The organism is Streptomyces diastatochromogenes (assembly GCF_002242805.1).
Lineage (GTDB): Bacteria > Actinomycetota > Actinomycetes > Streptomycetales > Streptomycetaceae > Streptomyces > Streptomyces diastatochromogenes.
The window spans coordinates 51,808-71,291 of record NZ_MCGQ01000010.1 but is presented as its reverse complement, the minus strand read 5'-3'; the positions used below and the strand labels follow the sequence as shown (position 1 = coordinate 71,291).

Genomic DNA, 19,484 nt, shown 5'->3' with positions numbered 1-19,484 from the left:
AACTGCGCCCCACGCCCTCGCTGTCTGACAGGGAGGTGGGCCCGTCAGGGCCGAGGCGCGAGAGAGCGGGGCAGGGCGTGGGACGGCGCAAGGGCGGCATAGGGATCGCACTCGTCACGGGTGCGATGCTGGTGGGCGCGAGCGCCTGCGGCGGGGGCGGCAGCGACAAGGCGGGCGGGGACGACGCGAAGGCGCCGGGCAAACCCAGTGCCAGCGCCTCTCCGTCGCCGACGAAGCCCGCGGGGCCGCCGATGCTGCTGGAGACGATCACCCCGCAGACGGGTACCACGGTCGGTGTGGCCATGCCGATCTCGGTGATCTTCACGAACCCGGTGGCGGCGAAGGCACGGGCCACGGTCGAGAAGCACATGAAGGTGAGCGCCTCGCAGCCGGTGGCCGGCGCCTGGCACTGGTTCGGCGACAGGCGCGCCGACTGGCGGCCGAAGACGTACTGGCCCTCCGGCACGAAGGTGAAGATCGACGCCGACATGCAGGGCGTCAGCAACGGCAACGGACGCTACGGCGTGCACAGCTACACGCACACCTTCACGGTCGGCGACGACGTGCGCGCGGATGTCTCGGTGACCGGCCACACCATGAAGGTGACCCGCAACGACAAGGTGGTGCGCACCCTGTCGATCAACGCGGGCAGCCCCCAGTATCCGACGTGGAACGGCACGATGGCCGTCATCGACAAGCAGGAGAAGGTCCACATGACCTCCTGCAGCGTCGGCATCAGCTGCGACAAGGGCAGCCCCAACTACTACGACCTGACGCTGCCCTGGGACGTCCACCTGACCCAGTCCGGCACGTACGTGCACTACTCGACCGGCGACCCCAATCCGGGCAGCGGCAGCGCCCGCGGCTCGCACGGCTGCGTCCACCTGTCCATGTCGGACGCCAAGTGGTTCTACGGCCAGGTCAAGCAGGGCGACCCCGTCACCATCACCGGCTCGACCCGGGCCAAGGCCCCGGCCGACAACGGCTACGCCGACTTCAACCTGGGATGGCAGGAGTGGCTCGCCGGCAGTGCGTCCGGTGAGGGGACGACCGCGACGCTGTGACGCGCGCACGCGCCCGCCCCGCCTGAGGAGCGCAAGCCTCGGGCGGGGCGGGTCTTCGTCGCGCTCACGTGCCTTACTCGGTCGCCCCGCCCGGCAGGATCCGTCGGAACCCGGTGTACGGGACCAGTGCCTCGGGCAGGACCACCGACCCGTCCTCCTGGACGCCCTGTTCCAGCAGTGCGGCGACCGTGCGGCCGATCGGCAGGGCCGAGCCGTTCAGGGTGGCCGCCGGGGTCTTGCGGCCGTCGGCGCGCTTGACGCGGATGTCGGCGCGGCGGGCCTGGAAGGTGCCGCAGTCGGAGACCGAGGAGATCTCCCGGTAGGAGCCGCCACCGGGCAGCCAGACCTCGATGTCGTACGTCATCCGGGCCGAGAAGCCCATGTCGCCCGCGGGCAACAGGACGGTGCGGAAGGAGAGTTCGAGGCGGCGCAGGCACTCCTCGGCCTGCGAGACCATCAGCTCCAGTTGCTCCTGGGCCTCCTCCGGGGCGCAGACGCGCACCAGCTCCACCTTCTCGAACTGGTGCAGGCGCAGCACACCCCGGGTGTCCCGGCCGTACGCCCCCGCCTCGGCGCGGAAGCAGGGGGTGCGGGCGGTGAACGCGTACGGCAGGGTCCGCGCGTCCAGGAGCTGTCCGGCCACCAGGTTGGTCAGCGGGACCTCGGCGGTCGGGATCAGGAACAGCTCGCGGTCGCCGACCTGGGTGCGGAACAAGTCCTCCTCGAACTTGGGCAGTTGGCCGGTGCCGGTCATCGTGTCGCGGCTGACCAGGAACGGCACCGACTGCTCGGTGTAGCCGTGCTCGCGGGTGTGCAGGTCGAGGAAGAAGTCGCCGAGGGCCCGCTCCAGACGGGCTCCGGCGCCGTGCGAGACGGTGAAGCGGGCGCCGGAGAGCTTGGCCGCCGCGGGGGAGTCGAGGATGCCGAGGGCTTCGCCGATCTCCGCGTGGTGGCGGGCGCCGGCCGAGGGGCGCGGGGCCGGACCACCGCGCCGTACCTCCACCGCCTCCTTCTCCGAGTCGCCGTCCGGGACCGTGTCCAGCGGGAGGTTGGGGATGCCGAGCAGCAGCTCGGTCAGCTCACCGGCGGCCGTGCGGGCGGCACCCTCCGCCTGCTGCACCTCGGCGCGCAGCGCGCGGGCGGCCTCCTTCTCCGCCTCGGTGGGCGGGCCGTTGCGGCGGGCCTTGGCGGTGCGGTTCAGCTCGGTGCGCAACCGGGTCACGTCGGCCTGGGTGGCCGAGCGGGCGTGCAGCGCGGTGCTCAGGGTGTCCAGGTCGAGCGCGTAGCGGCGGCGGGCCAGGCGCCGTACCGCGTCCGGACCGGCCTCGATCAGCTCGTGGGGATCATGCATGGCGGTCTCCTGACAGGGCGGGGGAGGAGGCGGGGGACTGCTCCGGTACGGCGGTTGCGGTGTGCCGGGTGCCGAGCAGGCGGTAGCGGAGCGGGTGGGCCGAGCGCAGGCGGGCCGCGTACACCAGGCCGCCCAGGGCGACCAGCGGCAGCAGCCAGGGCAGCGCGGCGATGACCTTGGACGGGGAGCCGGTCAGCATGTCGAAGTTGCCGACCACCAGCCACACCGAGGCGGCGAGGCCGGCGAAGCCCAGCAGCGGCGCGACCACCTCCCGCCACCAGTGCCCGCCACCGCCCCGCAGCCGCAGCCCGAGCACGGACAGCGCGGCCAGGGCCTGCAGAGCGACGATGCCCAGGGTGCCGAGGCCGAGCATGCTGGTGGTCAGGTCGGCGTACGGGTCGAGACCGGCGACGGCGAAACCGGCCACGACCAGCGTGGTCAGCGCGCTCTGCGCGAGGCTGGCCCGGTGCGGGGAGTGGTGCCGCGGGTGCTCGGCGGCCAGGGCGCCCGGCAGCAGACCGTCCTCGGCGAGGACCTGGGCGTAGCGGTTGGCGGCGCTGTGCAGGGCCAGCGTCGCCGCGAACAGGCTGGTGCAGAGCAGGACCTGGAGCCCGGTGCTGCCCGCCTTGCCGAGGAAGTCGTCGCCGAGGGCGAAGAACAGGTCGCCCATCTGCTTGCCCGCGACCTCGCGCACCCGGTCGCTGCCGACCGCGCCGACCGCCAGCCAGCTGGTCAGGGCGTAGAAACCGGCGATCAGGACGACGGCCGCATAGGTGGCCCGGGGCACGCTGCGCTGCGGGTCCTTCGCCTCCTTGCCGTACAGGGCGGCCGACTCGAAACCGATGAAGGAGACGAACGCGAACATCAGCGAGACGCCGGCCCCGTGCCCGGCCGCGACATGCGGGGAGAAGGAGGCGGTGGGCAGGGCGTGCAGTCCGTGCCGGGCCAGGATCGCCACGTCCAGGGCGGCCAGCACGCCGATCTCGCCGAGCATCAGCAGCGCCAGCACCCGGGCGCTGAGCGCGATCTCCCGGTACCCGAGGACGGCCGACAGCACCAGTCCGACGGCGGCGCACCACTCCCAGGACACCGACAGCCCGTGGGCGGCGAAGACCAGGTGGGTGAAGTACCCGAGCGCACCCGCGAGCCCGATGGTCGCGCAGTTGTAGGAGAGCAGGGCGACATACCCGGCGGCGACCGCGGGCGGCCGCCCGAGCCCGTCGGCGACGGAGGCGTAGAAGCCGCCGGAGCCTCCGGTACGGCGGGCACTGACCGCATACCCGACGGAGAAGCAGAGGAGGGTGACTCCGGCGAACAGGAAGGCCGCGGGTACACCGGCTCCGTCGCCGAAGGCGAAGGCGAGGGGGACGGTGCCGACCATGGCGGAGAGGGGGGCGGCCGCGGCGACGATGAGGAAGAGGATGTGCCCGGTGCCGAGTCGGCTCCGGGAGGGTGGGGAACCGCTGGTGGACATGGGTGACTCCCGGGTTGCTCAAAGGGGTTGGGGAGAGGGACGGGAAACGTGCGACAGCCGCCCGCGGCGGACCGGCGGACGGCTGTTCGCTGTTGGCTTCGTACCTGGTCAGGCAGGTGCGATCGCCAGTGCCGTGTTCTGACCGCCGAAGCCCAGGGAGTTGCTCAGGGCCAGATCGATGGGCATCTCGGTGACGGTCTGGGCCAACTTGATCTCGATCCGGGGATCGGGCATGACCAGGTTGGCGACAGGCGGAATCAACTCGTGCTCGACACTCAGCACAGCGAACGCCGCCTCGACCGCGCCCGCCGCGCCCAGCAGATGACCGGTGACTCCCTTCGTCGAGGTGACCAACGGATCCCCACGCAGGGTCCGCTGGATCATCCGGGCCTCCGACAGGTCGTTCAACGGGGTCGAAGTCCCATGGGCGTTGACGTGCTGCACATCGTCCGGATCGGCCCCCGCGTCGGCGAGAGCCGCCCGTACGGCCGCCTCGATGCCGACGCCGTCGGGATGCGGTGACGTCATGTGATGCGCGTCAGCCGTCGCGCCGTACCCGATGATCCGGCCGTGGATGTGCGCACCGCGGGCGCGGGCGTCCGCGACACGCTCCATCACGAGGATCCCCGCGCCCTCACCGGCGACGAAGCCGTCCCGGTCCACGTCGAACGGGCGGGAGGCGGTCGCCGGATCGTCGTGCCGCTTGGACAGGGCGCCCATCTGCGCGAACCCGGCCATGACCAGGGGGGTGACCATGGCCTCGCTGCCGCCGGCCAGCACGATGTCGCACCGGCCGAGCGCCAGCAGGTCCCGGGCCGTCCCGATGGCGGTCGCGCCCGAGGCGCAGGCGGTGGCCACCACCAGGTTGGGTCCGGTCGCCCCGAACTCGATGGCCGTCTGACCGGCCAGCATGTTCGGCAGCTGCATGGGCAGCAGCAGCGGCGACACCCGGGCCGCGCCGTGCTCGCGCAGCACATGGTGCTGTTCCTCGACCGTGCCCGGACCGCCGTCGGCGCAGCCCAGCACCACGCCCACGCGGGCGCCGTCCCAGGTCTGCGGGTCGAGGCCCGCGTCGGCCACCGCCTCGTGCGCGGCGACCAGCGCGAACTGCACGAACCTGTCCAGGCGGTGGGCCCGCCGCGCACTCAGCAGGGTCTCGGGGTCGAAGCCCGGCACTCGGCAGGAGATCTGTACGGGGTTGTCCGCCAGCACCGGATCGAGGGCGGCGGCCGGCCTGCCGTCGCAGACCGCCGCCCAGCTCGGCCCGACCCCGACGCCACCCGGGGTGACCAGGCCGAGCCCGGTGACGGCGATGTCCATCCCGGCCATCAGACCTTCGCGCTCCGCTCCTCCATGAGCCGGACCATGTCGCCCACGGTCTCGGCCTCCAGGAGGTCGTCGTCGCTGATGTCCAGGTCCAGCTCGGACTTCAGCAGCAGCGACAGCTCCACCACGGCCAGCGAGTCCAGCTCGATGTCCTCCCGGGTGGCCTCCGGAGTGATCGACTCGGGCGACACCTTGAGCTTGTTGGACAGTATTTCCTTGAGCTGCTCCAGCATCTCGGTTCCTTTCGAAGGTGTACGCGCCCCGCGTACCGCTGAATCGATATGAGTGACTGACGATCGGTCAGATGGTTTGCAGCTCCGGCCAGATGAGACTGGCGGCGCCCCAGGACAGACCCCCGCCGAACGCGGTGAGCAGTACCCGGTGGCCCGCGGCGAGCCGGCCCTCGGCGGTGGCCTCGGCGAGCAGCAGCGGGATCGAGGCGGCGCCGGTGTTGCCGACCCGCGCGATGTTGCTCAGCTGCCGCTCGGCGGGGATGCCGAGCCGGTCCGAAACGGCCTCCAGGATCCGGGCGTTGGCCTGGTGCGCCACGAACCGGTCGACCTCGTCCAGCCGCCATCCGGCCCGTTCGGCCGCCTCGGTGGACGCGGCGGTCATGTGCTCGACCGCGTGCCGGTAGGTGTCCCGGCCGAGCATCCGGAAGTAGTGGTCCTCGGGGGCGGCCGGCCGGTCGGTGGACCGCTGCCGGGAACCGCCCGCCGGGACCTCGATCAGATGGCTCAGTTCGCCGTCGCTGCCGAGCACCAGCGGGCCGATCGCCCCGGGTTCACCGGCCGAGCCGGCGCGCAGCACCACCGCGCCCGCGCCGTCCGCGAAGATCACCGCGGTGGTGCGGTCCTCGGGGTTGATGATCGTGGTGAAGGCGTCCGCCGCGATCAGCAGCACCCGGTCCGCGATCCCGGCCGCGATGAGCCCCGCGGCCGAGGCCAGTCCGTACAGGAACCCGGAGCAGACGGCCGCCACGTCGAAGGCGGGCACCTGCCCGAGCCCCAGCCGCGCGGCCACCTGCGGTGCGGTGGCCGGGCAGGGCTGGTCCGGGGTGGTGGTGGCCAGCACCACCGCCCCCACCTCCTCGTCACCCGCCGACTTCAAGGCCCTGAGGCCCGCCTCCACCGCCAGATCGCCGGTGGAGGTGCCCGGGGAGATGAAGTTCCGCTCGGCGATGCCGGTGCGCGACCGGATCCAGGCGTCGGAGGTGTCGAGGCGGGCGGCCAGGTCGTCGTTGGTCACCACATTGGGCGGGACGTACGACCCGATGCCGGTGACGACCGCGGCCCGCCCGGTGCTCATGCGCCGGCCTCCGAGGCGAGGACGCCGACGGGCAGGCCCATGTAGTCCATGCGGACCTCGGCCATCTCGTCGGTCCACCGCTCGGCCATGTCGTAGCGCTGTTCGGCGGTGGTGTCGAGCAGCCGGACGCCCGGCCAGATCTCGTAGTCCCCGATCTTGTCGGCGTGCTGGAGCATGCCCTCCTGGAACAGCTCCTCGCGGTGGATGACGAACTCCCGGTCCGGGATCTCGTCCCACAGCTTCACGCCCGAGCGCAGGATCTCCAGCAGCCGCGGCTTGTACTCCGGGTGCTCGATCACGTGGTCGCGCAGGATGGTGCTGGCCACGGTGAGGTGGCGGATCTCGTCGATCGCGGTGCCGCGCGAGATCTCGCCCGTCGCCGGGGACAGCGGGGTCCACTTGCGCTCGCTCAGCTCGGCGGCCGGCGCGAGCACGCCCTCGATGATGATGGCGAACACGGCGACCCCGCCGGGGAAGTCGGCCTGGTCGCGGACGATGTCCAGGGTGAAGTCCACCACCGGGTCCAGGACCCGCTTGCGGTAGTCCCGGGCCATCTCCTCGATGTCCTTGAGCAGGGTGCTCGCCGGGACGCCCAGCTCCACCAGGTGCTGGCGGAAGACCCGGGCGTGCCGGGCCTCGTCGATCAGCTGGGTGGCGTAGAACTCCATCTGCGGGATGCCGGGCGCGATGGAGACGTAGTGGCCGAGCAGCCGGGTGGCCAGCTCCTCCGCCAGTGCCCGGAAGCCGAACTCCAGCACCAGCGCCTCGCGCAGCGGTCCCGGCGCCTTGAGGAAGTCGGGCGTGAGCGCGTTCTCGTGGTGGCCGGTCACCCCGCGGTCGCGCAGCGTGCCCTGGGCCACCGAGGTGATCCAGTAGGCGAGGTCGCACTCCTCGGGGCCGAGGGTGAGTTCCTTCGCGCCGTCCAGCAGACCGGGTGCCTTCTCCCAGTCGGCCTCGGGTGCTACGGGTGCGGTCATGATGCGGCGGCCTCCTTCGCCGGGCGCAGGGAGCCGGCGAACAGCCCGCCGGCGTAACTGAACAGGGGGAGCCGCCCGTTGTCGGCGGTGGCGCGGACGACGTGGCCGAGCAGCAGCTCGCTGTCGCCCGCTTCGTGCGCGGAGTGGAACCGGCAGACGTAGTGGGCGAGCGCCCCCGCGATGAGCGGGGCGTGTGCGTACCGGTCCGCCGTCCAGGCGAGGCCCGTGAAGGCCGCGTCGCCGTCGGGCCGGCCGCTGTCGGCGAACCGCCGGGCCACGTCGGCCTGGTCGCCGCCGAGCACGTTGATCGCGAACCGGCCCTCGTCGGCCGCCAGCCGGGCGAAGGACGACCCCGCCCGCAGGACGACCCCGACCAGCAGGGGCGAGCGCGAGACGAGGGTGACCGTGCTCGCGGTCGTCCCGTGCATCCGCTCCTCCGGCCCCGTGGTCAGCACGGACACGGGGGAGGCCAGGTGGTACAGGGCCTGGCGGCGCTCGGCCGGGTCCTGCCGGACCGCGCGTCGTACGCCGGTCGCGGTGGTCATCGCACGGCCTCCGTCTCCCGTACGACCGGCCGCGCCGGGACGTGCCCCACCGGCACCGGGTCCATGGCGTGCCCGACCGGCTTCGGGTGCGGCAGGCCCAGGTCGTCCAGCAGCCGCAGATAGCCCTCCTGGCGCACCGGTTCGAAGGGCAGCGCGAAGGACTTCATGAAGTTGCCGAACAGGCCGCGGTCGCCGAACAGATGGAACGGCAGCACCAGCAGCGCCCACTCCGGCTTGACCAGCCAGCACCACAGCGCGGCCACCGCGCCCTGGGTGATGAGGCTGTGCATGACGTTGTAGAGGACGTAGTACGCCTTGTGGATCGGCCGGCCGCCGCTCTTCTTGAACGCGACGGCGCCGGGGATGTAGCCGATCAGGTCGATGTAGAGGAACAGTCCGATCGCCGGCAGCCAGCGGATGTCACCGAAGTGGTAGACGATCAGGCCGGTGGTGACGGCGAGGCCCACCAGGTACTCGGCGCGGTGCAGCGAGTACGTGCGCGGTGTCTCGAAGGGGTTCGCCTGGTCCATGGTCAGCTCCTCGGCGGACTACTGGGCGCCGACCGCGGCGGGCTCGGTGAGTTGGATGCCGCCCTGGATGCGCACGGCCGGGTACAGCCCGGTCAGCGCCCAGGCGACGGTCTCCTTGATGACCCGCTCGGCGATCGGGTCGAGGATGCCCTCCAGGCTCGGGATGCCGAAGTCGAAGTCGGCGTCGAAGCGGACGGTGACGTCCGCGCCGTCCTGCTGCACCGACCAGGTCCCGGTGAAGGAGTCGAAGTCGCCGTCGGACTGCTCGAAGCGGATCTCGCCGCTCTCCGGCAGCACGGTGTCGTCCTCGGTCCAGCGCAACAGGCCGCTGCGGAAGTGCAGCTCCCAGCTGGAGGACGCCTTCGGGTCGGGGTAGGAGGCGTGCACGGTGGTCGCGTTGACGTGGGGCGCGAGGTCCGGGTACTTCTCCCAGCGCCGTACGGCGTGCAGGACCGTTTCGGCCTGCTCCGCGGGTATCAGGGCATCGAGTTCGACGTGCCGCACGATCAGTTACCGCCTTCCGGCATCTTGGCCGCGCCCCGGATGAGGTCGCGGGTGGCCAGGTCGAAGGAGTTGACGAGGAAGTCCACGTCGGTGTCGTCCAGCACGGCGGGCGGCGTGAACCGCACCACCGAGCTGCCGTTCATGGAGTGGTTGGCGACCACGCCGTGGTTGAACAGCTCGATCAGCAGCTCGCCGGCGAGGCCCGCCTCGACCAGCTCCACACCGATGAGCAGACCCCGGCCGCGCACGTCCACCACCAGCTCGGGGATGTTGCGGTGGGCGACCTCCGCGATCCGCGGCAGCAGCCGGGCACCGAGGTCCATCGCCCGGGTGACCAGGCGCTCCTCCTTGACGGCCCGGATCGCGCCCTGCACCGCGGCCATCAGCACCGGCTGCCCGGAGAAGGTGGCGGTGTGGACGTAGGGGTCCTTGTCGAAGGGGCGGAACGCCTTGCGGGTGGCGACGGCCGCCGACACCGGCATCACCCCGCCGCCGAGCGCCTTGCCGGTGAGCAGGACGTCCGGGACGACGCCCTCGATGTCGGCGCCCCACCACTCGCCGAGCCGCCCGAAGCCGGACTGCACCTCGTCGAGGATCAGGAAGCCCTCGTACTCGCGGACCAGCTCCTCGACCCGCTTCAGGTAGCCCTTCGGCGGGAGGATCACCCCGCCCTCGCCCTGCACCGGCTCCAGGATCACGCACACCTCGCCCGGGTGCGCCCGCAGTTCCGCCTCCAGGGCGTCGGCGTCACCGAACGGCAGGTGCTGGAAGTCGGGCACGAGCGGGCGGAACGGCGCCTGGTAGACGTCCTTCGCGGTCGCCGACAGGGCGCCCAGCGTCTTGCCGTGGTAGCCGCCGCGCATCGAGATGGTGCGCTTGAAGCCGCCCGCGCGGGCCAGCTTCAGGCCGGTCTCCACCGCCTCCGCACCGGACAGCGCGAAGTGCACCCGGTCGAGTCCCGGCGGCAGTACGGAGACCAGGGCTTCGGCGGCGCGGGCCACCGTCGGCTCCAGCAGGATGCGGGTCGCGGTGGGGTGGGTGCGCAGCTGGCGCTCCACCTCCTCCATGACGATCGGGTGCCGGGCGCCCATGATGAACACGCCGTAGCCGCCCGCGTTCAGGAAGCGCTCACCGTCACTCGTGGTGAGCCAGGCGCCCTCGGACGCCACCTCCATATGACTGCCGAACAACTCGGCGAGCGTGGCCCGGCCCTTGCTGAGGTGGGCCCGGTACAGATTGAGGATCTCGGCCTCGTCGACGGCGGCGGTCGCCGACGCGGGGACTTCGGGGGATTCCTGGATGACGGTCACTTGTCGTTCACTCCAAAGGGGGGTGTGCCATTGAGTCGGTGGGGTGCAGCGCCCCAAAGGGGCGCGGGGAACTGCGCGACCAGCCACGACGGACCCGCAGTCGCCCACTCGGCTCTGCCGACCGAGCTCTACGCCAGTACCAACGGCCCCCCGTCGAAATACGCGAGCAGCGGCTCCGCAGCGGCGATACGGGACGGCGGATGGAAAGCCAGGGCACGCGTCGCGGCAGCGACCAGCGCACTCGCCGGATTGCTGATGAAGTCCAGCCCCCCGAGCAACTCCAGCGCCCGAGCCACAATGTCCGGCAGCGCGTTCTGCACCGCGTACCGAGCGACCAGCACCCGCGCCACCGACTCCTCGTCACCGGGCTCGGGACCGGTCCCGCGGGCCACGCCCTCCAGCAGAGCGAGGGCGGCTTCCATGTCCACGGCGAGAGCCGCTCGCTCCTCGACGCTGCCCCGCTGCCGCTCCAGCACCTGTTCCACCAGCGCGGCGGCGGAGCCCGCGTACCCGGCGGAGATCAGCATCTCGAACCAGACGAACCCGGCCGACTGCAGGTCGTCGAGGCGGGTGGGGTCGTCGGCGCCGGCCCGGACGACCATCTCGGCCGGGACGAACACGTCCTCCAGACGCACCTCGTCGCTCTCCGCGCCGGCCAGCAGGTCGTTGCCCCAGAACGGGTGCACGGTCATGCCGGGCGCGTCGGCGGGCACCAGGGCGAGCGCCAGCTCGGGCTCGCCGCCGTCCTCGCCGTGGATGGCGATGGACGCGGTGAGCAGGCTCATCGAACGGGACAGGCTGCACGGCTTCTTCGAGCCGGACAGCAGGAACCCGCCCTCGACCGGACGCGCGGTCACGGCCGGCTTCAGGATGTTCTGCGCGGTACGGCCCTCGGCCCAGCCGGAGGCCATCACCTGCTGCTCCGGCACGATCCGGTGCAGCAGTTCGGTCTGCCCGGCGGTGAGCCGGCCCGACTTGACCGCCAGCGAGTACAGCATGGCGGCGGTGAAGTGGTGCATGGACACGGCCGCGACCAGGGACGGCGAGAGCGCGCCGAGGGCGAGCTGGACCCGCAGCGCCTCGAGCGGGGCGGCGCCGTGGCCGCCGTAGGCCTCGGGTATCAGCAGACCGACCCCGCCGTGGATGCGGAACAGGTCGATCACCGGGCTGCCGGGCCGCTCCCGCTCGGCGTACGGAATCTGCTCCAGCTCCTTGAGGAGTCCGGGGTGGAACCGCTCGCAGACGGTCCGGGCAGCATCGAGGGAACGCACGGGAAACCTCCGCAGGACTGGGTGTGGTCAGGCGCCGAAGACCGCGTCGTACGGGCTCACGTCGCGGGCGATGCTGACTCCCTGGACGTGGGAGGTCTTGAGCATCGGGTAGTTGGCCTCGCCGAAGGCGCCGCCGGTGCGGCCGGTGCCGCCGTGGCTCGGCAGGTAGGGCAGGAAGCCGATGTGGGAGTCGTTGACCTTGAGCAGGCCGCCGTTGACCACGCGGCGCACGAAGGTCTCGATGACGTGGTCCGAGCGCGACCACAGGGAGTTGCGCAGCCCGTAGTCGTTGCTGTTGACGAACTGCAGGAAGGCCTCGAGGAGGGCGTCGTCGTTGTCGCGCTCCGCGACCACGATCGGGATCAGCGGGAAGAAGGTCTCCTCGCGGACCACGTCGTACGTCCGGGCCCGGTCCAGGCCGTCCACCCGGACCACCGTCGGCTGCAGGAAGACACCGGTCTCGGAGACCGTGCCGTCGACCTCGGTGCGGTTGCCGCCGGTGATCAGCTCGGCGCCGTTGTCCATCGCCTGCCGCAGCAGCCGGAAGAAGCGCTCGCTGCGCCGGACCGGCGACAGCAGCACGTCCTCCTCCTCGGGCAGGCCCGGCTTGATGCCCTTGACCTGCTCCTTGACCTCGGCGATCAGCGCCTCGGCGATCTCGGGGTGGACCAGCACGTAGTTGGGCACCATGCAGATCTGCCCGGAGCCGTAGAACGACTCGGTGATGGCCTCGGCCGCCCACTTCACGTCGGCGTCCTTCCACACCACGATGCCGTCGTTGCCGGCGAGTTCGAGGATCGGCTTCTTGCCGTGCGCCACGCACTGCTGCTCGAAGCGCAGGCCCTCCTGACTGCCGCCGATGTAGAAGATGTCGTTGATCAGCGGGTCGGCGATCCAGCGGTCCATGGTCTGCTTCGGGTTGGAGCACACCGCGTTGAGCACGCCGGCCGGCGCGTCGATCTCCTCCAGCAGCGGCGCGACGATGTCGCGCAGCAGCCACATGGTGGACAGCGCGATGCTGCGGGGCGCCCGCACCACCACGGCGTTGCCGGCCATGAGCGCCAGCACGCACAGGGCGGTGCTGGGCAGCGGGGCGTTCTGCGGCGGGTTGAAGGCGACCACACCGTCCGGCTGGCGGTGCAGGATCAGCTTGCGGCCGTTGTACTCCTTCTCGACCCGCATCTGCTTCAGGTACCAGCGCAGGGAGCCCGGGGAGTAGATCTGCAGCAGGCAGCTCAGCTCCCAGCGGGCCAGCTTCACGGGGTGGGACTCGGCGACCAGCATGCGCAGGAACTCGTCCTGGTGCTTGATCAGTTCCTCGCGGAAGCGGGTGCCCAGCTGCATCCGCCGCTCCAGCGGTACGGCCGCCCAGTCGGGGGCGGCCGCGGCGGCCGCCTGGGTGGCCAGGTCGATGGCGGAGTCGTCCGCGATCGCGCAGCGCCCGACGACATAGGGGTGCTTGGCCGCCTCGGATTCCGGGTCCTGTTCGAGCGAGCGCTTCAGGGTGACGCTGGTGAACACGTCCTCCAGCAGGGAGCGCCCGCTGACGGTGTAGACCCATCCGTCCCCGGCGACGTCCTTGCCCGCGATGTAGAGGTCGTAACTCTTCAATCCGGAAGGTGCCTCAGCACTCTCCTCCTGCGCGGCTTCGCGAAGCATCTTCAGCCTTTCGGATATGGCGTGTGGATTTCTTGAAGCAATGCGAGCCTGACAGCGGAATCTGACCCGGCGCTGACACGTGACTGACCGCGCCGATCAAGCCATGGGAGCGCTCTCGGAGCTGTCAGCGGGGTGTCAGCCGCCCTTGCTTGCATGACCGCATGCCACCTGTCGACAGCACGATCCAGCGGTTGCGCGATCTGCCGCGCAGTGAACTCGCCGAAGAAATCGAGTCAATCGTCCTGAAGAAATTCAGGGCCGTACTGCTCATGGACGATTCCGAGGATCTCCCCCTCGACGTCAGCTATTTCGATCTCGGCCTCACCTCGCTGCGGCTGACCGAGATACGGCAGAGCCTGGAGCAGCTCCTGGACCTGTCGATCAACGTCAACGTGCTCTTCAACGAGCCGACGATCGCCCACCTCGTGGACCACCTGACCCAGGCCATCCAGGAAGCTTGAGGAGTCGTTCCATGCCGCGTACGGAATCAGAGCAGGCGCCCGAGCCGGTAGCGATCGTCGGAATCGGTCTGCGGTTCCCCGGCGGCAGCGGCTCGCCCGACGAGTTCGACGCCTTCCTGCGGGAGGGCCGCAGCGGAATCGGACCGATCCCCCGGGACCGCTGGGACGTCGACGCGTTCACGCCCGAGGGCCCCGACGACAAGGGCAAGATCCGCGCCTCGGCCGGCGGGTTCCTGGACCGCATCGACCTGTTCGACGCGGGCTTCTTCAACATCTCCCCGAAGGAAGCCCGCTACATGGACCCCCAGCAGCGGCTGCTGCTGGAGACCGCCTGGCAGGCCCTGGAGCACGCGGGCATCGACCCGGCGCCGCTGCGCCGCGGCAACGGCGGCGTGTACATCGGCGCCAGCTCCATCGACTACGCGCTCGAACTGGACTCACTGCCCTACGAGGAGCTGGACGGCCATCTGGCCTCCGGCATCACCATGTTCCCGCTGTCCGGCCGCCTGTCCTACTTCCTCGGCTGGCGCGGCCCGAGCATGAGCGTCGACACGGCCTGCTCGTCCTCGCTGGTCGCGCTGCACCTCGCGGTGCAGGCGCTGCGCGCCGGCGAGAGCGACATCGCGCTGTGCGGCGGCGTCAACGCCCTGCACCACCCGCGCATCCCGGTGATGTTCTCCAACGCGCAGATGCTCTCCCCGGACGGGCAGTGCAAGACCTTCGACGAGGCCGCCGACGGCTACGCGCGCGCCGAGGGCTGCGGCATCGTCGTCCTCAAGCGGCTCTCCGACGCCGAGCGCGACGGCGACCGGATCCTCGCCCTGGTGCGCGGCACGGCCGTCGGCCAGGACGGCGACAGCGCCGGTCTGACCGTGCCCAACGGCCCCGCCCAGGAGAAGGTCATCCGCAGCGCGCTGGCCGCCGCCCACCTGGCGCCCGAGGACATCCAGTACGTCGAGGCGCACGGCACCGGCACCCCGCTCGGCGACCCCATCGAGTTCGGCGCCATCGGCGACGTGTTCGTCGACTCCCACACCAAGGACCGGCCGGTGCTGGTCGGTTCGGTGAAGACCAACTTCGGTCACATGGAGCCCGCGTCCGGCATCGTCGGCGTCATCAAGACCGTGCTCCAGCTGCGGGCCGGCACGATCTACCCGCACATCAACCTCAACACCCCGTCCGGGCGCATCCCCTGGGACCTCTACCCGGTACGGGTCCCGACGGCCTGCGAGCCCTGGGAGGCCGAGACCCGGCGCGCGGTCGTCAACAGCTTCGGGTTCGCCGGGACCATCGGCGCGGTCGTGCTGGAGCAGGCGCCGCCCGTGCCGGTCGAGCAGCCTGCCGAGGGCGGGGCCGCGCCGGTGTTCACGCTGTCCGCGAAGAACGCCGGCGCCCTGCGTGAACTGGCCGCGCGATACAGGGAGTTGGTCGACGAGCAGCCCCTGTCGGCGCTCTGCCACAGCGCCAACACCACCCGCGCCCACCACCCCTACCGCGTCGCCGCGCCCGTCGCCGACCGCGCCGCGCTCGCCCGGCTGCTGGACAAGGCCGCCGAGGCCGACCACGAGGGCCCCTCCGGCATCCGCAAGACCGCGTTCATGTTCACCGGCCAGGGCTCCCAGTACGCCGGCATGGGCGCCGCCCTCTACGAGGCCCTGCCCGTCTTCCGGGCTCAGGTCGACGCGTGCGACGAGCTGTTCGCCGAGCACCTCGGCCGCTCGGTGCGCGACCTGCTGCTCGGCACCGCCGCCGACCCCGAGGCGATCGACCGCACCGAGTACACCCAGCCCGCCCTGTTCACCCTGGAGTACGCCCTCGCCCAGCAGTGGATGGCCTGGGGCGTGCGCCCCAACGTGCTCATCGGGCACAGCATCGGCGAGGTCGTCGCCGCCGCCGTGGCCGGCCTGTTCAGCCTGGCCGACGCGGTCACGCTGGTCGCCGCCCGCGCCCGGCTGATGCAGGCCGTGCGCACCGAGGGCGGCATGGCCGCGGTCGCCGCCCCCGTCGAGGAGGTCGCCCCCCTGCTGGAGGGCCGCGCCGACCTGGCCCTGGCCGGGATCAACGCCCCCGACCAGACGGTGATCTCCGGTGCCACCGCCGCCCTGGACGAGGTCACCGGCATCCTCACCGAGCGGGGTGCCCGCGTCGACCGCCTCACGGTCTCGCACGCCTTCCACTCCCCGCTGATGGCCGAGGTCTACGACGACTTCCGCGCCGCCCTCGACGGCATCACCTTCCACGAGCCGAAGATCAGCCTCATCTCCAACGTCACCGGACGCCTCGCCCGGTTCCGCGAGATCGGCGACCCCGACTACTGGGTGCGGCACATCGGCGAACCCGTCCGCTTCCTCGACGGCATCCGAGCCGTCGCCAAGCGCGGCCGGCACGCCCTGATCGAGATCGGCCCGCAGGCCGGGCTCACCGCGCTCGCCCGACGGAGCGTCACCGTCGAGGACCACCTGTGGCTGGCCAGCCTGCGCCGCCGCGACACCACCACCTCGACCACCCTGACCGCGCTCGCCGACTACTACGCGGCCGGCCTGGGCGTCTCCTGGGCCGACTACCACGCCGGGCACCCCACACCGGCCCGCGTGGACCTGCCGACGTACGCCTTCCAGCGCAAGCGCTACTGGCTGCCCACCGCCACCCCCCGCAGGGCGGCCGCGAACGGCACCGCCCGGCACCTGCTGCTCGGCGTCGAGGAGCGGTTCGCCAGCGGGGTACGGGAGTTCAACGCCGAGTTCACCACCGAGGAACTCGGCGCGCTCGCCGACCTCGCCGACGGCGGCCGTACCGTCCTGCCGGCCGGCGCCTACGTCGACCTGCTGCTCGCCGTGCAGGACGCGGTCCAGGGCCATGCCCGCTCCGCCGTCCGCGACCTGAGGCTGCTCGCCCCGCTGGAGCTGCCCGCCGAGACCGTGACCGCGCTGACCACCCGCTGGCGGCCGCGCCCGGGCGGCGGCGCCGAGGTCGAGGTGTTCACGGTCGTCGGCGGCGAGGAGAACATCCACGCCACCGCCGTCGTCGCCGCGGAACGCGAACCCCTCGTCCCCGTCTCGGAGTTGGCGGAACTGGACGCCACCCTCGCCCCCGCCGGGCAGCAGATCGACGACGAGGACATCTACACCGACCTCGCCTCCGTCGGCCGCCCACAGGGCCCCCGCATGCGGCTGCTGCTGCGCGCCGCCCGGCACGGCGACGGCCTGGTCACCGGCGAGCTGACCGGCCGCGACGCCACCGCCGTCGAGCACGTCCCGGCGGAACTGCTGGAGGCCGCGGTGCAGGCCCTGGTCGTCCTCGACCCCGAGGGCCCGGTGTTCGTGCCGCGCGAGATCGCCTCCGTACGGCACTTCCGCAAACCGCGCGGCGAGAACCTGCGCGTCCTCGCCCGGGTCCGCGGCGAGCAGGACCGGCGCCTGGCGGACGTGCTGCTGCTGGAGAACGGCGACCCGGTCGCCGAGCTGCTCGGCGTGCGCATGGCCCGGCCCGAGGGCCGCGGTGGCCGCCGCCAGTTCCTGCACCGCCCCGACTGGGTGCGCCGGGCGCTGCCCGCCAAGGAGCACGCGCCGGCCCGGCACGTCGTCCTGCTCGATCCGTCCGCGGTCCGCGCCGCCGAACTCTCCGCCGAGCCCGGTCTGAAGGTCACCTGGCTGCCCGACCTCACCGACCTCAAGGCCGCCCTGGAGGACCCCACCGTCACCGACGTCTGCCGGATCTGGCGGCAGCGCCCGGCGCCCATGTCCGACGGCCGGCTGCGCGTGGAGTGCGAGGACAACTACCACGAACTCCTCACTCTCATCGGCGCGTTGAACGCCTCCGGCGCCCCGCGGCCACCCCGGCTGTGGCTGGTCACCGAGGGCGCCCAGTGGCTGCCCGGCGACCCGGCCGGCGACGGCGGGCACCTCGGCGCCGCCACCCTGTGGGGCTTCGGCCGGGTGCTGCTGACCGAGTACCCGCAGTACCGGACCACCCTGGTGGACCTCGCCCCGGGCAGCGGCCTCGCCCCGCTCGCCGACGAGTGGCGCAGCGAGCCGCCCGGCGAGTACCAGGTCGCCCACCGCCCCGGCCGCCGCTATGTGCGCCGGCTGCTCGCCGGTGACTCGACCCTCACCTGGACCGGCGGCTTCGAACTGCGCGCCCCCGACTCCGGTGACCTGTCCGACCTCGCGCCGGCCGCGGCCACCGGCCGGGCACCCGAGGCCGAGGAGGTCCAGGTCCGCGTGCACACCGTCGGCCTGACCGCCGAGGACGCCCGCACCGCCCTGGACACCGGACGCGCCGAGCGCGCCGAGGAGGACGCGACCGAGGAGGAACCGCCCCCACTGCTCGGCCAGTTGGCCCGCGGCACGGTCCTCGCCGCGGCCGCCGGCACCGGCTTCGCACCCGGCGACGAGGTCCTGGTCCGCCACGACGGCACGTTCCGCTCCACGCTCACCGTCCCCGCGGTGGCCGTCGTCCACGCCACCGGCTCCGACGACACCGCGCCCCGCTTCCGGCTCGACGAGACCGGCGAGGCCCTGCGCACCGCCCTGTCCGACCCGGCGGGACGGACCTGGGTGACGCTGCCCGAGGACCCGGCCGAGGAGCAGACCGACCCCGTCGACGAGGGCCCGGCCGGACTCCGCGCCGACCGCACCTACCTGGTCACCGGCGGTCTCGGCGGCCTCGGCCTGGTCACCGCCCGCAAGCTGGTCGCCCTCGGTGCCCGGCACCTGACCCTGGTCAGCCGCAGCGGGCGGGCCACCGAGGAGGCCTCACCGGTCCTCGCGGACCTGGCCGCCGACGCCGAGATCGACGTCGTACGCGCCGACATCTCCCGCTCCGAGGACGTCCAGCGCCTGGTACGGCACCTCGCGGCGGGCCCGTACCCGCTCGGCGGGATCGTGCACGCCGCCGGCTCCTACGACAAGAAGCTGATCTCCGAGCTGACCTGGGAGTCGATCGACGCCCAGCTGGCGGCGAAGGCGTACGGCGGCTGGCTGCTGCACGAGGCGGCCGAGGAGTCCTTCCCCGAGCTGGAGTTCTTCGTCACCTACTCCTCCATCGCCTCCGTCCTCGGCGGAGCGACCCAGGGCCACTACGCCGCCGCCAGCGCCGGGCTCGACGCACTCGCCGAGTGGCGCAGCCGCCGCGGCGTACCGGGGCTCTCGGTCAACTGGGGCGCCTGGGCCCGGGTCGGTATGTCGGCCCGCCTGGAGGAGCACCTCAGCCAGGAGATCGAACGCAGCGGCGTCCGCTTCTTCTCCCCGACCCGGGCCCTGGACACCCTGGCCCGGCTGTGGGGGCGGCCGCGCACCCAGCGGATCGTCGGAGAGTTCGACTGGGACCGCTATGTGGCGGGCAGCGTCACCGGCGACCTGTTCTACGACCGGCTCGCCCGGCAGACCCCCGACGACGACGGCACCGGCCTCGACCTCACGGCACTGGCCGCGCTGCCCGGAGCCGAACGCCTGGCCGCCGTCACCGGCGTGGTCCGCGAGAAGGTCGCCGCCGTCCTGCACCTGGAGGAGGGCGACGAGCTGGACGTGTCCACCGAGTTCGTGTCGCTGGGCCTGGACTCCCTGATGGCCCAGCAGGTCAAGGCCGCACTGGAGCAGACCTTCCGGCTGCCCCTGCCGGCCTCCCTCACCCACGACCACCCCACGGTCCGCGCGCTGGCCCAGTTCGTCGACGGGCAGCTCGCCCCGGCGCCGACAGCGTGACA

At 72.2% G+C, this 19,484-nt stretch carries 15 protein-coding genes; 3 read left to right on the top strand and 12 right to left on the bottom strand.

Features of this window, described 5'->3' with window-relative positions:
- Positions 1-77 precede the first annotated feature (77 nt).
- Positions 78-1,064 carry a L,D-transpeptidase gene (locus BEK98_RS11180; protein ID WP_425276603.1) on the top strand — a complete coding sequence of 329 codons (987 nt, stop codon included), beginning with the start codon at positions 78-80 and terminating at the stop codon, positions 1,062-1,064.
- Between the two features lie 73 nt (positions 1,065-1,137).
- Here the strand turns inward: BEK98_RS11180 and serS are convergent, their stop codons facing one another.
- From serS to BEK98_RS11120, 12 genes are all read right to left on the bottom strand, one after another.
- Positions 1,138-2,415: a serine--tRNA ligase gene (gene serS, locus BEK98_RS11175; RefSeq protein ID WP_094216296.1), complete on the bottom strand. Its 1,278-nt coding sequence runs from the start codon at positions 2,413-2,415 to the stop codon at positions 1,138-1,140.
- Complete coding sequence (locus tag BEK98_RS11170; RefSeq protein WP_094216295.1) at positions 2,408-3,889, bottom strand: APC family permease; 1,482 nt, start codon at positions 3,887-3,889, stop codon at positions 2,408-2,410. Before BEK98_RS11170 ends, serS begins: the two co-directional genes overlap by 8 nt.
- A 108-nt stretch (positions 3,890-3,997) precedes the next feature.
- A complete protein-coding gene (locus BEK98_RS11165; RefSeq protein ID WP_094216294.1) occupies positions 3,998-5,218 on the bottom strand; it encodes a beta-ketoacyl-[acyl-carrier-protein] synthase family protein in 1,221 nt (406 codons plus the stop codon).
- Positions 5,218-5,448, bottom strand: coding sequence for a phosphopantetheine-binding protein (locus BEK98_RS11160; RefSeq protein WP_020942802.1), 231 nt, complete (start codon positions 5,446-5,448; stop codon positions 5,218-5,220). Before BEK98_RS11160 ends, BEK98_RS11165 begins: the two co-directional genes overlap by 1 nt.
- Positions 5,449-5,515: 67 nt before the next feature.
- Positions 5,516-6,523, bottom strand: coding sequence for a beta-ketoacyl-ACP synthase III (locus tag BEK98_RS11155; RefSeq protein WP_094216293.1), 1,008 nt, complete (start codon positions 6,521-6,523; stop codon positions 5,516-5,518).
- A complete protein-coding gene (locus BEK98_RS11150; RefSeq protein WP_094216292.1) occupies positions 6,520-7,500 on the bottom strand; it encodes a ferritin family protein in 981 nt (326 codons plus the stop codon). The genes BEK98_RS11155 and BEK98_RS11150 overlap by 4 nt, the downstream gene beginning before the upstream one ends.
- Positions 7,497-8,045, bottom strand: coding sequence for a flavin reductase family protein (locus tag BEK98_RS11145; RefSeq protein ID WP_094216291.1), 549 nt, complete (start codon positions 8,043-8,045; stop codon positions 7,497-7,499). Before BEK98_RS11145 ends, BEK98_RS11150 begins: the two co-directional genes overlap by 4 nt.
- On the bottom strand, positions 8,042-8,575 hold the full coding sequence (locus tag BEK98_RS11140; protein WP_094216290.1) for a hypothetical protein: 534 nt from the start codon (positions 8,573-8,575) through the stop codon (positions 8,042-8,044). The genes BEK98_RS11145 and BEK98_RS11140 overlap by 4 nt, the downstream gene beginning before the upstream one ends.
- A gap of 18 nt (positions 8,576-8,593) precedes the next feature.
- Positions 8,594-9,079, bottom strand: a complete 486-nt coding sequence (locus BEK98_RS11135; protein WP_094216289.1) for a type II toxin-antitoxin system RatA family toxin — start codon at positions 9,077-9,079, stop codon at positions 8,594-8,596.
- Between the two features lie 2 nt (positions 9,080-9,081).
- Positions 9,082-10,389, bottom strand: coding sequence for an aspartate aminotransferase family protein (locus BEK98_RS11130; protein WP_208643077.1), 1,308 nt, complete (start codon positions 10,387-10,389; stop codon positions 9,082-9,084).
- A 128-nt stretch (positions 10,390-10,517) separates the two neighbouring features.
- A complete protein-coding gene (locus tag BEK98_RS11125) occupies positions 10,518-11,660 on the bottom strand; it encodes an acyl-CoA dehydrogenase family protein (protein WP_094216288.1) in 1,143 nt (380 codons plus the stop codon).
- Positions 11,661-11,687: 27 nt separating this feature from the next.
- A complete protein-coding gene (locus BEK98_RS11120) occupies positions 11,688-13,319 on the bottom strand; it encodes an aldehyde dehydrogenase family protein (RefSeq protein WP_094216287.1) in 1,632 nt (543 codons plus the stop codon).
- 161 nt (positions 13,320-13,480) lie between these two features.
- Here BEK98_RS11120 and BEK98_RS11115 point away from each other — a divergent pair, with 161 nt between their 5' ends.
- A complete protein-coding gene (locus BEK98_RS11115) occupies positions 13,481-13,780 on the top strand; it encodes an acyl carrier protein (protein WP_094216286.1) in 300 nt (99 codons plus the stop codon).
- Positions 13,781-13,791: 11 nt separating this feature from the next.
- Positions 13,792-19,482 (top strand): type I polyketide synthase, encoded by a 5,691-nt coding sequence (locus tag BEK98_RS11110; protein WP_094216285.1) that lies wholly within the window; start codon positions 13,792-13,794, stop codon positions 19,480-19,482.
- Positions 19,483-19,484 lie beyond the last annotated feature (2 nt).